Origin of the sequence: Paenibacillus tengchongensis (genome assembly GCF_008973665.1) — a bacterium.
Taxonomy (GTDB): Bacteria; Bacillota; Bacilli; order Paenibacillales; family Paenibacillaceae; genus Paenibacillus_AQ; species Paenibacillus_AQ tengchongensis.
The window spans coordinates 590,559-604,103 of the sequence record NZ_WACP01000002.1 but is presented as its reverse complement, the minus strand read 5'-3'; the positions used below and the strand labels follow the sequence as shown (position 1 = coordinate 604,103).

11 protein-coding genes are annotated in these 13,545 nt (G+C 55.9%); 5 read left to right on the top strand and 6 right to left on the bottom strand.

The window, feature by feature from the left end:
- Positions 1-43: 43 nt before the first annotated feature.
- On the bottom strand, positions 44-829 hold the full coding sequence (locus tag F1381_RS05490) for a helix-turn-helix domain-containing protein (RefSeq protein WP_151733808.1): 786 nt from the start codon (positions 827-829) through the stop codon (positions 44-46).
- A 261-nt stretch (positions 830-1,090) separates the two neighbouring features.
- On the opposite strand from F1381_RS05490, the gene F1381_RS05485 reads away from it, so the two are divergent.
- Genes F1381_RS05485 through F1381_RS05475 form a run of 3 tightly spaced genes read left to right on the top strand, consistent with a single transcriptional unit; the run spans position 1,091 to position 3,747 of the window.
- Positions 1,091-2,143: an ABC transporter ATP-binding protein gene (locus F1381_RS05485; RefSeq protein WP_151733807.1), complete on the top strand. Its 1,053-nt coding sequence runs from the start codon at positions 1,091-1,093 to the stop codon at positions 2,141-2,143.
- Complete coding sequence (locus F1381_RS05480; protein ID WP_151733806.1) at positions 2,124-2,930, top strand: ABC transporter permease; 807 nt, start codon at positions 2,124-2,126, stop codon at positions 2,928-2,930. Before F1381_RS05485 ends, F1381_RS05480 begins: the two co-directional genes overlap by 20 nt.
- Before the next feature lie 19 nt (positions 2,931-2,949).
- On the top strand, positions 2,950-3,747 hold the full coding sequence (locus F1381_RS05475; protein ID WP_151733805.1) for an ABC transporter permease: 798 nt from the start codon (positions 2,950-2,952) through the stop codon (positions 3,745-3,747).
- 223 nt (positions 3,748-3,970) lie between these two features.
- Here the strand turns inward: F1381_RS05475 and F1381_RS05470 are convergent, their stop codons facing one another.
- Genes F1381_RS05470 through F1381_RS05460 form a run of 3 tightly spaced genes read right to left on the bottom strand, consistent with a single transcriptional unit; the run spans position 3,971 to position 7,258 of the window.
- Complete coding sequence (locus F1381_RS05470; RefSeq protein WP_151733804.1) at positions 3,971-5,134, bottom strand: ABC transporter permease; 1,164 nt, start codon at positions 5,132-5,134, stop codon at positions 3,971-3,973.
- Positions 5,127-6,299 carry an ABC transporter permease gene (locus tag F1381_RS05465; RefSeq protein ID WP_151733803.1) on the bottom strand — a complete coding sequence of 391 codons (1,173 nt, stop codon included), beginning with the start codon at positions 6,297-6,299 and terminating at the stop codon, positions 5,127-5,129. Before F1381_RS05465 ends, F1381_RS05470 begins: the two co-directional genes overlap by 8 nt.
- A 17-nt stretch (positions 6,300-6,316) precedes the next feature.
- Positions 6,317-7,258, bottom strand: a complete 942-nt coding sequence (locus F1381_RS05460) for an ABC transporter ATP-binding protein (protein WP_151733802.1) — start codon at positions 7,256-7,258, stop codon at positions 6,317-6,319.
- Between the two features lie 174 nt (positions 7,259-7,432).
- Between F1381_RS05460 and F1381_RS05455 the strand changes: the two genes are divergently transcribed.
- Positions 7,433-8,596 (top strand): sensor histidine kinase, encoded by a 1,164-nt coding sequence (locus F1381_RS05455; RefSeq protein WP_151733801.1) that lies wholly within the window; start codon positions 7,433-7,435, stop codon positions 8,594-8,596.
- Between the two features lie 96 nt (positions 8,597-8,692).
- Positions 8,693-9,343 carry a response regulator transcription factor gene (locus F1381_RS05450; RefSeq protein ID WP_151733800.1) on the top strand — a complete coding sequence of 217 codons (651 nt, stop codon included), beginning with the start codon at positions 8,693-8,695 and terminating at the stop codon, positions 9,341-9,343.
- 125 nt (positions 9,344-9,468) lie between these two features.
- Here F1381_RS05450 and F1381_RS05445 read toward each other — a convergent pair whose 3' ends face one another.
- Positions 9,469-11,685 carry a methyl-accepting chemotaxis protein gene (locus F1381_RS05445; protein WP_151733799.1) on the bottom strand — a complete coding sequence of 739 codons (2,217 nt, stop codon included), beginning with the start codon at positions 11,683-11,685 and terminating at the stop codon, positions 9,469-9,471.
- A gap of 515 nt (positions 11,686-12,200) precedes the next feature.
- A complete protein-coding gene (locus F1381_RS05440; protein WP_187355206.1) occupies positions 12,201-13,505 on the bottom strand; it encodes a PDZ domain-containing protein in 1,305 nt (434 codons plus the stop codon).
- Between the last annotated feature and the right edge of the window lie 40 nt (positions 13,506-13,545).

Below are 13,545 nucleotides of genomic sequence, written 5' to 3'. Positions count from 1 at the left end.
CACCCGTTTTGTTTACTCCGTATAAAGCTTCTATGTATCTGCTTCAGATTTCATCAGAGGGCCGCACCAGTCTTTTGACAAACTGCGACCGGTCGTTCACCTTCATTTTTAAATAGATGCTCTTCACCATATTCCGCACCGTCCCTTCGCTGATCCCCAATTCGTTGGAAATATAGAGCGCACTCTTCTCAAGGGACCATAGCTGGGCCACATCCCGCTCCCTCCGCGTCAGCCGGTACTGGATAAAGACAATTTCCTGGTTATATTGCTGCAGATCCGGTGTAGAGCTCATCCATTTGCCCGCAATGCTGGAGACGATCTGCCGGACGAACGGAATGGCGAATTCGATCTGCTGCCCCTGGAGAAAAGAGATATCCAGATAGCCCCGGACGCTGCCGTCCAGCTGAACCGGAGCACAGACACAGTTCCAGCGCTGCAATGCCGGATTCGAATGCTCCTCCCCCTTCACCACGGCGAGCCGGTTCATCTCCATGGACAGAGACACGGCATTCAGGCCGGCGGTATCCTTGGCCAGACTCTTGCCGATACCGAAGCCCATTTGCTCCATTTCGGCCCGGATGTCCGCAGAGGAGCTGGAGAATTCCAGCAGCCGGCCGGAACAATCCGTCAGAAAGAAAGCATACGGAATGGAAATATACTGCTCAATTCCGGCAATCTCTTTGCGGATCAGCTGGATCATGGCATGATGGTAGGCATGCTGCAACGGATCGGCGGAAGCACTGATCTTCTGGGCGGAAGCCGGACTGGAATGAAAGGTCAGATCACTTGGCGTACACCAGGCTTTGCGGTCTATATATGAAGTATTCAACGATATCCCCCTTGCAAGACCATGGTTTGACGTAAACAGCGAGTAATATTTCCATTATGTATTTATATGTAAAAAAATTCACTGTAAATTTTACCGCAATCCTAAAGTAATGTAAACTTCCTGCCCAACCTCCAATCATTCCGTGAACATGCGGCAAAAATAATATCTTTCCCGCTAAAAACCGCCAGCTTTCGACACCCTGCGAGTGCTATAGTGACGAGGCACGTCTTTTGGATGAATGAGACAGAGGAGGTTTTTATCTTGAGCATTATCGAAGCCCGGGGACTGTCCAAGTCCTTCATGCAGGCTGTCAAAGAACCGGGGCTGAAGGGCGCGTTCAAGCATCTGCTGGTCCCGAAGCATGTCGAGAAGGTGGCGGTGAAGCCGCTGAACCTCAGCGTGGAAGCCGGAGAAACGGTAGCGTATGTCGGACCGAACGGCGCTGGCAAATCGACCACGATCAAGATGCTGACCGGCATATTAGCCCCCTCGGCAGGAAGCATTTCTGTAAACGGTATCAATCCTTACAAAAAAAGGATGGAAAACGCCGCCCAGATCGGCGCAGTCTTCGGGCAGCGGACCCAGCTGTGGTGGGACATCCCGATTGTCGAATCGTTCTCGCTGCTAAAGGACATTTACCAGATCCCCGAGGCCGTATACCGCCGGAATTTGGAGCAATTCACGGAGCTGCTGGGTATGGATGAATTCATCCACCTCTCCGCCCGCAAGCTGTCGCTGGGGCAGCGCATGCGCGCCGATCTCGCAGCCGCACTTATACATAACCCGCCGATCCTGTACCTGGATGAGCCAACCATCGGCCTCGATGTATCGGTGAAGCAGAAAATCCGGGAATTTATTAAGAAGATCAATGAAGAGCAGCAGACCACGGTCATGTTGACCACTCATGACCTCGGCGATATCGAGGACCTCTGCAAACGCCTGGTCATCATTGACCACGGGTCCATTATTTATGACGGCAGCCTGAGCGAGGTCAAGTCGCGTTTTGCCCGAAACCGGCTGATCTTCTTCCAGATCGCCGAGCCGCTGCCGCTCCTGCTGGAGCAGCTTGCGGCCACGCCGGGCATGAAGCTGGTGCAGCAGAGCGAGCTGGAATTCTCCGTGGCATTCGACCGGTACGAATACACAGCCAGCGACGTTGTCAGCCGCGTGATGCGCCAGGGCGAGGTCGTTGACTTCCGGATGGAGGAGACGGGCATCGAGCAGGTGATTAAAGCGGTCTACGACGGCAATCTGGAGCTGAGTCACTCCGGAAACGGGGAGGTGGCAGAACGCCATGCCTATAGCCAGGCTTAAAATGTACCGCAGCATTGCCAATCGTTCGCTGCAGAATGTGCTGGCATACCGCAACTCCTATGTCATCAACTTTTTGGCCGGAACCATCAATCTGCTGGCGATCTATTTCCTGTGGAAAGGGATCTATAGCGGCCGTACGGAGGTCGGGGGCTATACCTGGGACCAGATGAAGACCTATTTGCTCATCACTTATCTGGCTAACTCGGTGCTGTCCTGGTATTCCGAGACGGCCATCTCCGGCAAAATCCTCGACGGCAGCGTGGCGGTCGACCTGCTGAAGCCGATTGACTTTCAGAGCGCACGCTTCGCGGAGACGCTGGGCTCCAGTCTGTTTGAGGGCGCACAAAGCCTGATTCTGATCACCGTATTCGCCCTGTGCATCACCGGCATTGCGTTTCCGGGCTCCGCCCATGTCTATGTTCTGTTTATAATCAGTCTGCTGGGGGCGGTGCTGGTTAAGTTCGGCATCGTATACCTGGCGGCGCTGGTCTGCTTCTGGTCCACCGGCTCCATGGGCATTGTCTGGACCCGGATTGCGCTGACCAATCTGCTGTCCGGGGCACTGGTACCCCTGGTCTTCTTTCCGGACTGGCTGGAGCGTCTCGCACTGATGCTGCCGTTCCAGAGCATTATCCATACGCCGACGATGATCTTTCTGGAGCAGGCCGGAACCTGGGAGAGCCTCAGGCTGATCGGCTTGCAGTGGTTCTGGGGCATCCTGCTCTGGCTGGCCGGCAAGGCCATGTGGAGCTGGGCGGTCCGGCAGGTGACGATTCATGGCGGTTAGATCACGGGGAGGGAGAACCATGTCCTTAGGGCGGATGTTTTATTTGTACCGGAGACTTTATGTGCAGCAGCTCAAAGCCATTCTGGAATACAACAAGGACTTCTACATCTTAATGTGCTCGGCAGCGCTCACCCAGGTGCTTGGATTTATATTCTTATGGGTGATTTATGACCGTATTCCCGATATTAACGGCTGGCAATTCTGGGAGGTCACATTTATGTACGCGATGATCTTTCTGACCGAAGGCGTGGCTTCCCTGTTCTTCGAGGGGACCTGGCGCATGTCCAGGCTGGTGAACTTCGGGGAGATGGACCGCTATTTGCTGCGGCCGGTGCCGGTGGTGCTGCAGGTGTTCTGCACGGGGATCGGCATCAACGGCCTCGGCAACCTGCTGATCGGCGGCGTCATCGTCTGGCAGTCGCTGGCGCGCGGCCATGTGGATTGGACAGCGGGCAAGGCTGCGGTGGTTGTACTGCTGCTGGTGACCGCCGTTATTATCCGGGTGGCGATCAACCTGGCCGGCAACTCCGCCGCCTTCTGGATCCGCAATGCCGGCAACGCCTTTCCGCTGATGGTGCATAATTTGGCCGACCTGGCGAAGTACCCGATTACCCTGTTCCCGCAGGCCATCCGGATTTTGATTTCCACGGTGCTGCCTTATGCGTTTATCAGCTTTTTCCCCGCCACTTACATTTTCGGCAAAAGCGAATGGTCCGGCTGGTGGATGCTCGCTCCTGTAGCGGCCGCAGGTATGGCCCTCGCTTCCTATGGCATCTTCCGCTTCGGCCTGTCGCGTTATGAGAGTACTGGGAACTGACCTCTGACCTCTCATGACGACGTGTTACCCCATCGTCTCATCAAAATGAAATCTGTGTATGCACCTTTCGTTGCCTTGAAGTCCAAAGGCTGAAGCGGTCCATGCAAAACAGCCATTCCTGAAGGAATGGCTGTTTGCGTCTCATTTGGCGGAGGGCTATCAATTTGTAATGCCGGCCATCATACGCTCGGCGAAGTAGGCATTGGTGAAGCAGCTGTTCGGTTTAGGCGCCGATTCCGGCCTCGTTCGGGCGCAGCACCGAAGAGCCAAGCACCAGCAGAATCGCCGCCATCAGCCCCAGCACGGCGAACGGCTGCCAGAGCACATCCCAGCCGCCGCCGGTCGAAGCCATGTCCACGGCCTGGATCGCCCATTTCTGCGGGACGAAGTTGGCCGCTTTCTGCATGTAATCCGGCATGACGGACAACGGCCAGAAGCAGCCGCCGAGCATGCAGGTCGGGGTAAGAATCAGCATGTTGATCATTCCGGCATTCATCGGATTGCGTACAAGACCGGCAATCGTGGCGGCGATCCCCATCGCTACGAGCATAAATGTCGCCAGTACGAGGAAATAGAAGGGCATGGATACCTCATAGTCGTAACGGAGCACCCATTTGCCGAGCGCCAGCACGACGAAGATCTGAATGAAGCCAACCAGACAGCTGCCGAGAAAATTGCCGAGAGTGATCTCGTAAGCACGCACCGGAGCGCTGTACATCCGCATCATGGTCCGCCCCGTCCGGTCCCTCAAGATTTGCGTTACCGTACTGGAGACCAGGTTCATCAGGAACATCAGGGTAAGGCCGGTAGCAACCCCAAGCGTCTCCCGGGGATACAGATCATAATCGGTACGGATGCTGCCCACATGATGCTGCCCGGCCTGTTCCAGGACTGCAGCGAATTGTGCCGTCTGCGCCGCAGCGCCGTCTGGACCCGCAGCTTGGATCAGCTCTGCGGCCGCCGTCATTTCAGAGACGATCGTATCGATGTTCATCTTGACCAGAATGGAATCCTCGCTTGTTCTCAGCTCATACAGGCTGAGCTCCGGCCGCGTCCCCTGCAGCATCTCCTGAGTGTAGTCGGCGGGAATCCAGATTCCGGCCATTCCTTCCTGGGCAATGACCGCTTCTTTCAGCGCCGCCTCATCCCCAGCTTCTTTCAGGGTGTAGCCTCCGGTCTTCTCCAGTTCGGTAAGCAGATGGCTTCCTGCGGTGCCCGTGTCCTGGCTGCCGTACAGCAAGACCGGATTGCTGCCCTCCATTCCCCCGGTGATGAAGATGATTCCTGCCACCACCAGTGCCGGCACCAGAATATGAATAAGGATTCCCTTGCGGGAGCCGATCGTCCGCTTCACCATATTCCAGGCAATCGCCATTATTTTATGCATGGTACCCCACCTTCCGGTATGACAAAATGGCCGCGCCAAGCAAACCCAGTGCGATCAGCGACAGGACCCACAGATTCGGCAGCAGCTGGGACAGTCCCGAGTGCAGCATCATGCGGATCATGGAATCAAGCGCCCAGTGGTTGAACGTGAAGCTCCCCACGCTGTTAATCCATGCATCGGGAAGCGGCGTCATGCCGCCGCTGAGAAACGTCATGCCTACGGTGACGAAATTGACCACAGTGTTGGCGGTCGTATGCGTCTTGCAGAACATCGAGACGATGACCGAGAATGTCATTGATATTAAAATCATCAGCAGACAGAACAAGGCCAGCAGCCACGGCCGGTTGCCCCAATACACGCCAAACAGCAGGTTACTGAGGATTATAATCGTGGCGCATTGCAGCGCCGTTACGATACCGACGCCCAGCATTTTCCCCGTAAATAATTCGCGCCCGGTGACCGGCATGGAGCTGATCCGGTACAGCGTGTGCCGGTCCTTCTCGCCGAAGAGCGATCCGCTTACATCGAGGCCGCTGTAGAGCAGAAACATCAGCAGCATGGAAGCCGCATAATATTGCGATGCCGTGTAATTCCGGCCCCCGTTGTTTAAATCCCCCAGCTTCACTGCCGTTTCCTGGCGTGCCGGTTCAGCCAGGGCCGCGGCCGCAGCCTGCGGACCCAGCACCTGCACCGCCGACTGCCGGTAGTTGATCGAGCCGAGAAAGTTATCGAACACCGTTCCGGCAACGGTATTGTCCATCCGTTTCTTGCCTAAGATATATTCCAGCTGTGCATCCTGTCCGCTCTGCACGTTCTTGTCGAAGTCCTGCGGCACAATGACCGCATAACCGTACTTCCCGCTCCGCAGGCCATTCTCGGCCTCCTCCCGGCTGGAAGCTTCCGACGGTATAATGTAATCGGTCAGCTCAGGCGACTGTACAAAATCCGCTACCATAGCCGCATTGCCTGCTTGCCCGCCTTCATACACCATGGCCACCCGGACCGGGTCGATGCTCTCGTCGCTCTTGACGCCAACTACTCCCGAGAGCGCCGTACCGAGCAGGAAAATGAGCACCAGCGGCAGCAGAAAGGTATTCAGTATTACTGTGCGGGAACGAAACAGCATCCGCAGCTCATTCACCGCAATGGTCCATATATTATTCATCCTTCTTGCCCCTCTCTCTAATCCCGTAAGGTCCGCCCCGTCAAGCTGAGGAACAGCGTCTCCAGATCCGGCTCTTCAATCTGCAGGGAGGCAATAACGCCTCCGTGCTTGGCAAAGATAAATAAGATGTCCTGCAGCTCGCTCTGCGAAGACGGCAGATATAGCTCCACAGTATCTTCGAGGGTCTTCACGCGGTTGATCCGCGGATGCAGGCCGAGCTCGTCAATCAGCTCCGGAGCAAGCGGACCGGCGCCGGATTTGATAACGATTTTCTCCTCATGGGCCACTCTCTCCCGCAGCTCCTTCTCCGTGCCGCAGGCGATGATATGCCCCTTATCCATAATGGCCACCCGGTCGCAGATCGCTTCGACCTCCTCCATGTAATGGCTGGTATAAATAATGGTCGAGCCCATCTGATTCAAGGTCTTCACCGACTCGAGGATATGGTTGCGGGATTGCGGGTCAATGCCGACGGTCGGTTCATCCATGATAATCAGCTTCGGACGGTGCATAATCGCACAAGCGATATTAAGCCGCCGCTTCATCCCGCCGGAGAAGGTGGAGGGTTTATCCTTGGCCTTGTCGCTTAATCCCGTAAATACCAGCGCTTCCTCCACCCGCTCCTTCAGCAGCTTCCCCCGCAAGCCGTACAGTTTGCCGAAGAAGGCCACATTCTCGGCCGTGCTCATCGTTTCATACAGGGCCAATTCCTGCGGAACTAGCCCGATACGTTTCTTGACGTCCAGCGGATTCGATTTCACCGACAGGCCGTCGATGCGGATCTCGCCGCCGTCGGGCGCCAGCAGCCCGCAGATCATGTTGATGGTGGTGCTTTTGCCTGCGCCGTTCGGGCCGAGCAGGCCGAAGATTTCCCCTTCCTCAATCGTGACGTTGAGATGATCCACCGTTAATTTCTGATCGTACCGCTTCACAACATTGCTCAGTTCCGCAATTGCCATCTGAACATCGCTCCTGTTCCTGTTCTACTATGTATTTCATTGTAAACCGGCAGGGGTGCCGGCGAAGGTAGCCTGCGTCATGTTCTGAAGGTGACGAAAGTCATCTCCTGCCGGGAAGGAAGAATATGCTAAGATGGACTTATCGCTATGGCATACCACAAAGGATGAACTCCCTTGAACCGAGAATTTGCAATGCTGCGCTACGGGCTTATCATTTTTCCGGCCGTTCTCTCCATATATGCATATACCTACGCCAGTTATGAGCTGTTCACGCTGCATTTTCTGCTGTTGCTCCTGCTTGTAACCGTACGTGCGCGGATTCCGAAAGTAATGCCTGTACCTGCCGCCGCCTGTGAGCTGTTTCTTTCCTCCTGGCTGTGCTACCATTACGGGTTCCTGATGATTTTCCCCGCCGTTTCCACGCTGCTGAGCTATTCCGCTCTGCGCGAACGGCGGGTGTCCGTCGGTCTTTCCTGTCTTCACCTGCTCATGCTTAATCTGGCCTTTGCGGTCAATCAGAATGGTCTGCTGGAGTGGGGGGCGATGAATCTGACGCTGCTGCTGGCGTGGGTGCTGAACGGTCTCTTGCATAAAACCGGACGCGGACGCGAAGAAACGCTGCTCCTGTATGACGAGCTGCGCCGGAAGCATTTCGAGCTGGATGAGGCCCGGACGCAGCTGCTGCAATTTACCGCCCAGATCGAGAATGCTACCCAGACTGAGGAACGTGTCCGGATCTCCCGCCAGCTCCATGATGATATCGGCCACCGGCTGATCCGGGTCAAAATGATGGTGGAAGCGGCCATCCATACGCTGCCTGTCTCGCCTGAAACAGGGATGGGCATGATGAACCAAATCCGCGATCAGCTTGCCGCCAGTATGGACGAGATGCGCGCCGCCGTTAAACGGATTCATAATGATCCCCGGCATGAAAAAACCTATGATCTTGACCGTTTGCTGGAAGAGACGGGACGTGATACCGGCATTAAGACGGCTTACCATGTGCAGGGCATGGCTTACCCGCTCTATCCAAGTATTCAGGTGGTGCTTTATAAAAATGCCCGGGAAGCCATTACGAATGCGCTCAGACACGGCAAAGCGGACTCCATATGGATTACACTGGCCTACCGCGAGACGGAAGTTGTCATGGAAATCGCCAATAACGGTGTACTTCCGGGCCGTGAGGCGCTTGGACGGCTGATGGACGGGGGCGGCATGGGCATGCGGGGGATGCAGGAGCGGGCCAGCCTGATCGGCGGCACTGTCGAATGTACAGGAGCTGCGCCGTTCACGGTTGTGACCCGGTTGCCGGTCTTCAGCCAGCAGGAGATTGTGTAGCCTGCATTTAGTGAATAGGCTCCGCAGTCTGGGACTATGATTGGTATATAAATGGAGAGCTAGACATTTCTGTAGGTTAAGGAGGTTGTTCCAGCCATGATTCATGTCGTAATCGTTGACGACGATCCTTTTATCCGCGAGAGCCTGAAGGTGCTGGCCGGACTTGATCCGCAGATCCAGGTGACCGGCGCGGCAGGCAACGGCCATGAGGCACTGGCGCTGCTGCAGGAGCAGTCCCCGCCCGATGTCATCCTGATGGATATCCGCATGCCGGACTGCGATGGGGTAGAAGGCACGCGTCTCATTAAGTCTGCATTTCCGCAGGTCAAGGTGCTCATGCTTACCACTTTCGACGATGATGAATATATCATCGAAGCCCTGCGCAACGGGGCCAGCGGCTACCTATTGAAGAATATCCCTCCGGACCGGATCATCCAGGGGATCAAGACGGTGCACGAAGGCAATATGCTCATTCACCCGGATATCGCCCGCAAGCTGACCGGCTTCCTGCAGCCTGCCTCCCGCCCGGAGGCAACGCCTCCGCTGGAGAGTTACGGGCTTACCAAGGCAGAGCAAACAATCGTCGCCTCCATTGCCGAAGGCCATACCAACAAGGAGATCGCTGCCGAGCTGTTCCTCAGCGAAGGCACGGTTAAGAATTACATCACCGAGATTCTCGGCAAGCTCGGCCTGCGCGACCGCACGCAGATCGCGATCCTATATTGGAAGCAGCGGCAGGGGCAATGAGGATCGCAGCGGGACTTCTGCTGATGAGCAGTATTGATCCGTCCGAAAATAAACATAAAGAAGCCACTGCCCAAATTGGAGACAGTGGCTTCTTTATGTGGAACTGATCTTGGATCTGGCGAATTCTATACTTTGAATTTCGATACAACGCTGGTGAGATTAAACGCAAGGCCGGCTAACTCCTGCGAGGAAGCCGCAATGGCTTCCATAGCCGCCAGTTGCTCCTCTGCCGCTGCCGAGGTCGTCTCCGCTCCTTCAGCCGTCTGTTTGGACATCCCCGCCAATTCCGTTACGGTTGCGGATACTTGCTGTGTGCTGGCCGACATTTGTTCAGCCACTGCGGATATCCCCTGAATCTGATCCACGATATGTGACGTGGACCGTTCAATGTTGCCGAAGCTCATTGTCGCTTCTTCACTGATTCGAAGACCTTCATTTACCTTGCTCCGGACTTCGCTGTTCATATATTCATTGGATTCGCTGATTAACGAGAGCATCCGTCCCAGCGTCTTACCGATATCCTTCGCCGTCAGCTTCGCCTGGTCAGATAACTTGCGGACCTCACCGGCTACAACGGCAAATCCGCGTCCGTGCTCTCCGGCTCTTGCCGCTTCAATGGAAGCATTCAGCGAGAGCAGACCGGTCTGGTTGGCGATATCGGTGATGGCTTCGCTCATTCTGCCGGCATCTCCGGACAGCCTGGACAATTCCTCCATCAATTCACCTGCTCTCGCGACGGAGCCCAGGATCTGATCCATCTGCTGACGGACACCGTGAATAGTCCTGCTGCCTCCGGCTACTTCTTGCTCCGTCCGGCTTGCGGCATCCACAATGACACCCGCTGATTCGGCAATTGCGCCCACACCCCGGGCCATCTCTTCCATCGCGTTTGCGGCTTCACCCGAAGATTCAGCACTGCTGATAGCGGCTTCCGCTGTCTCCTGTGTAGTCTCAGCAACATGTTTGACAGATTGGGCGGTCTGGTCCGTGCTTTCCTTGATCGCCTGGGAGAATTCGTTCAGCATACCAGAAGTCTCATTAATCTCGGTGACTACCCTTTGAACGGATTCCGCCATTTGATTGAAGTCCGAGGCTAACTGGCCGAATTCGTCCTTAGTTTGGAGGTGGACTCTTGCCGACAGATCACCTTCGCTGATCTCGCGCACCCCTTTTCTGAGCTTGGTCAAGGCAACTAGAAACGACCGTAGGATGATGAAAATCAAAATTCCGGAGAGCAGCATGGCAGCCCCCATGACCATTAAGCTCTTATAGAGGATTGGCCGGGCCGCAGCCGTGTATTCACTTGTGAAAATCATGCCGGACATTTTCCATCCGGTCATAGGCTCAGTACTGCTATAAACCTCCAACTCCAAGTCACCATATGGCACGATCTGTGAGGACACCGGAATTTCACCGGCTGCAGCAGGCATTCCATCCCCGTTCATTTTCCCTGACGTTGTAAGCTCTCCTTGCGGTTCAACTGTAGCATCGGCAGGCGGCTGCGCAGCCGTGGAATCCGCAGCCTCCGGTTGCCCGGCCGGTGCTTCAGAGCCTGTTACCTGCTCGCTCTGCCCCTCGGAGGAGGAGGCCGCGAACACATCACCCACTTTCATACCCAATACATCAAATACTGCAGCCGATCCCGCAACGATTTTATTGGATTCGTCCAGAATGACCAGAATTCCACTCTCGCCGATAGAGACACTTTTGAATGAATCCACAAACCGGTCCAGATCAATATTCAAGGTCATGCTGCCATGCCCATCCGGCATAGCCTTGGCAAGGGTAATAATCCATTTACCTGTAGAAACATTCTGTGTCGGTTCTCCAATATAGATTCTGGAGGTGTCAGCCATAGATTGTTTGTACCATTCCTGCTCTCGCGGATCATAGCCTTCAACTTCATCATCCGAAGAGTCGATGTACGCCCCTTCATCATTACCGATGATTATACTGCTGATCTCAGGATGTGAACTTATAATGATATCCAGGAAATTCACTGACTGTTCTGGAGTATCAGCTGCATCGGAGCCGAACATTTGCACATACTCATCGAGGTTATTCATAATCGGCAACATGTATTGCCCAATATTCGTGCGGGTCAGCTCCATTGTATTGATACTCGTTTCCCGGATTTGGGACCGGACTTCATCCTTTGCGCTTTTATAAGAAAAGAAGGTTATCGCCAAGCTCGGAATCAGAAGAACGGCAAGAAAAGAAACGATCATTTTGCCCCTCATCGTCTTGGTTTCCCGGACAGCACGTTTGCCCCAAAGCTTTAGCTTGTCGTTTACGCCTGCCCCCGCAGTCTTTTTGAATTCATTGTTGGTTTTACCTTCCATTCTGTTTCCCCCTGAAATTCTGTCATACTATCTTTTTCGACATTTTTCTTCCCAGAATGAATTTCTTTATTACATACTATGGTATTAATTCGACATAATTCACGTTTATTTCATATTTTTCGTCACGGAAAATATGCCGTTTGCTTCTAAAGGGGCTGACAGCGTCACACTATGGCTGCTTGCGGTAGACATGAAGAGGTTTTTCCATTGAGGCAGCTACATTGGCTCAATCCGCTGTCTGGAATATTTCCGCGGGGTTCAGCATACAGCCACAGCGGGTGAACCGTTGTTAGGAGAGGGCCGTGCAGTGGTTACTTGGAGAACTGAACGAGGATCGTCGGTTCACAGCCTGAACAACTCTTGTTTATCCAGTGGAGATGAGGCTGCTACCTTTGTAAAGAAGTAATTCTGCATGAATTAACCTTTCTGAATAAATCTACTGTCTCGGAGCCAGCTTCAAAATAAAAGCTGCGGCCGGCAAGAAGCCCTTGCCGGCCGCAGCTTTTATAATGGAATCAGCCTTTAGCCGGCTTCTGCGCTGGCTCGGCCGCCGCTCCCCGGCTCAGGCCGTCCTGAGCCGGACGGCGCCGCAGCGTTCCGGTCCTGCGCCCGATGATGCCGAAGATCCCCGGCGGCTTCGCCCCGGCGGTAATCAGCTCCTCGCTATGCGGCGCCAGGATCATGCCGAGCTGGTGGTGATCGCCGTCGTAGATCGCGCGCTGGAGGTACTTGCTCTCGCCCTCCAGGTTCTGCACCTCCAGCTTGCAGAAGGCCGGATTCATGCGCAGCGCTTCATGCAGCGCTGCGGCGTCGGTCAACAGGACACCGTTGACCTTCAACAGCACTTCGCCCGGCCGGATACCCAGCTCCTCGGCCGGGCTGCCCGGCAGCACCGCCAGCACCTTGCGGCCGGCGGGAGGGTGTACGAAGGCCGGGCTCAGGCCGCGCTCTTCGAGCGCGCCGTAGTGGAACAGGCCTTCGCGCAGCAGCACCGCGAGCAATGCCGCCGGCAGCGTGAGCGGGCTCCACCAGGCGGCCAGCGCCGCGGCGCCGAGCAGGACCAGGCCGGACAGCGCCAGCCGTCCGGCGATGCGGGCGGCCTTGCGCGCAGGCAGCAGGCCCTGGGTCACGTCGCTGAAGCCGGTCAGCACCGGCAAAGCGACCAGCCCCAGGCTGCCGCCCAGCAGCGGCTGCCAGGGAAGCTCCCCGCCGCCGGCCCCGGCGGGGAGCAGCAGGAACAACGGCAGAGGCCAGAAGGCCTCCAGCCGGTAGGCGCCGACCACCTTGCCGCGCTTGCCGGCAAGGAACAGCGGCGTGGCCAGCGCGGCGCCCTGCCAGCGGGCCAGCAGCGCCTCGCAGAGATGGAGCAGCGCCGCCAGCACCAGCAGCGCCGGTATGTCCATTGCCCGCAGCGCGCCGGCCACCGTGCCCGGCCAGCCGCTGCGCAGGCTGTCCGGGAAGAACGAAAGCACGAACTGGGCGATGCCCAGCAGGCCGACCGCATAAGCAAAGCACAAATAGCGTACGCGAAACAGCATGAGGACAAGACTTACGGCCCAGATGAGGCCGACGGCGGCCGGAGGCAGCGAAATCCCGAGCCCGGCCGCAGCCGCGGACAGCGGAAGCGCTACTGCCAGACCCGTCCATAGGCTCCGCCAGGTCTCCTTACCCCAGCTGTGCAGCTTAACATGAATCATCTCCCGCTCGGAAGCAAGCTGTCTGCGGTAGTACAGCATAATGAAAAGAATTGCAATATAGTAATAGGGCTGGATCAGCAGCTTCAGTGCCGCCGTCCCCCAACTTGCCAACCAATCAGTCATCACAGTCAAACCGTCCGTCACACTCCTTCACTCCGGTTAA

Excerpts from the sequence above, each read along its gene's own strand:
- F1381_RS05480 (WP_151733806.1), top strand. The coding sequence starts at position 2,124 with ATGCCTATAGCCAGGCTTAAAATGTACCGCAGCATTGCCAATCGTTCG.
- F1381_RS05475 (WP_151733805.1), top strand. The coding sequence starts at position 2,950 with ATGTCCTTAGGGCGGATGTTTTATTTGTACCGGAGACTTTATGTGCAG.
- F1381_RS05470 (WP_151733804.1), bottom strand. The coding sequence starts at position 5,134 with ATGCATAAAATAATGGCGATTGCCTGGAATATGGTGAAGCGGACGATC.
- F1381_RS05465 (WP_151733803.1), bottom strand. The coding sequence starts at position 6,299 with ATGAATAATATATGGACCATTGCGGTGAATGAGCTGCGGATGCTGTTT.
- F1381_RS05460 (WP_151733802.1), bottom strand. The coding sequence starts at position 7,258 with ATGGCAATTGCGGAACTGAGCAATGTTGTGAAGCGGTACGATCAGAAA.
- F1381_RS05450 (WP_151733800.1), top strand. The coding sequence starts at position 8,693 with ATGATTCATGTCGTAATCGTTGACGACGATCCTTTTATCCGCGAGAGC.
- F1381_RS05445 (WP_151733799.1), bottom strand. The coding sequence starts at position 11,685 with ATGGAAGGTAAAACCAACAATGAATTCAAAAAGACTGCGGGGGCAGGC.
- F1381_RS05440 (WP_187355206.1), bottom strand. The coding sequence starts at position 13,505 with ATGACTGATTGGTTGGCAAGTTGGGGGACGGCGGCACTGAAGCTGCTG.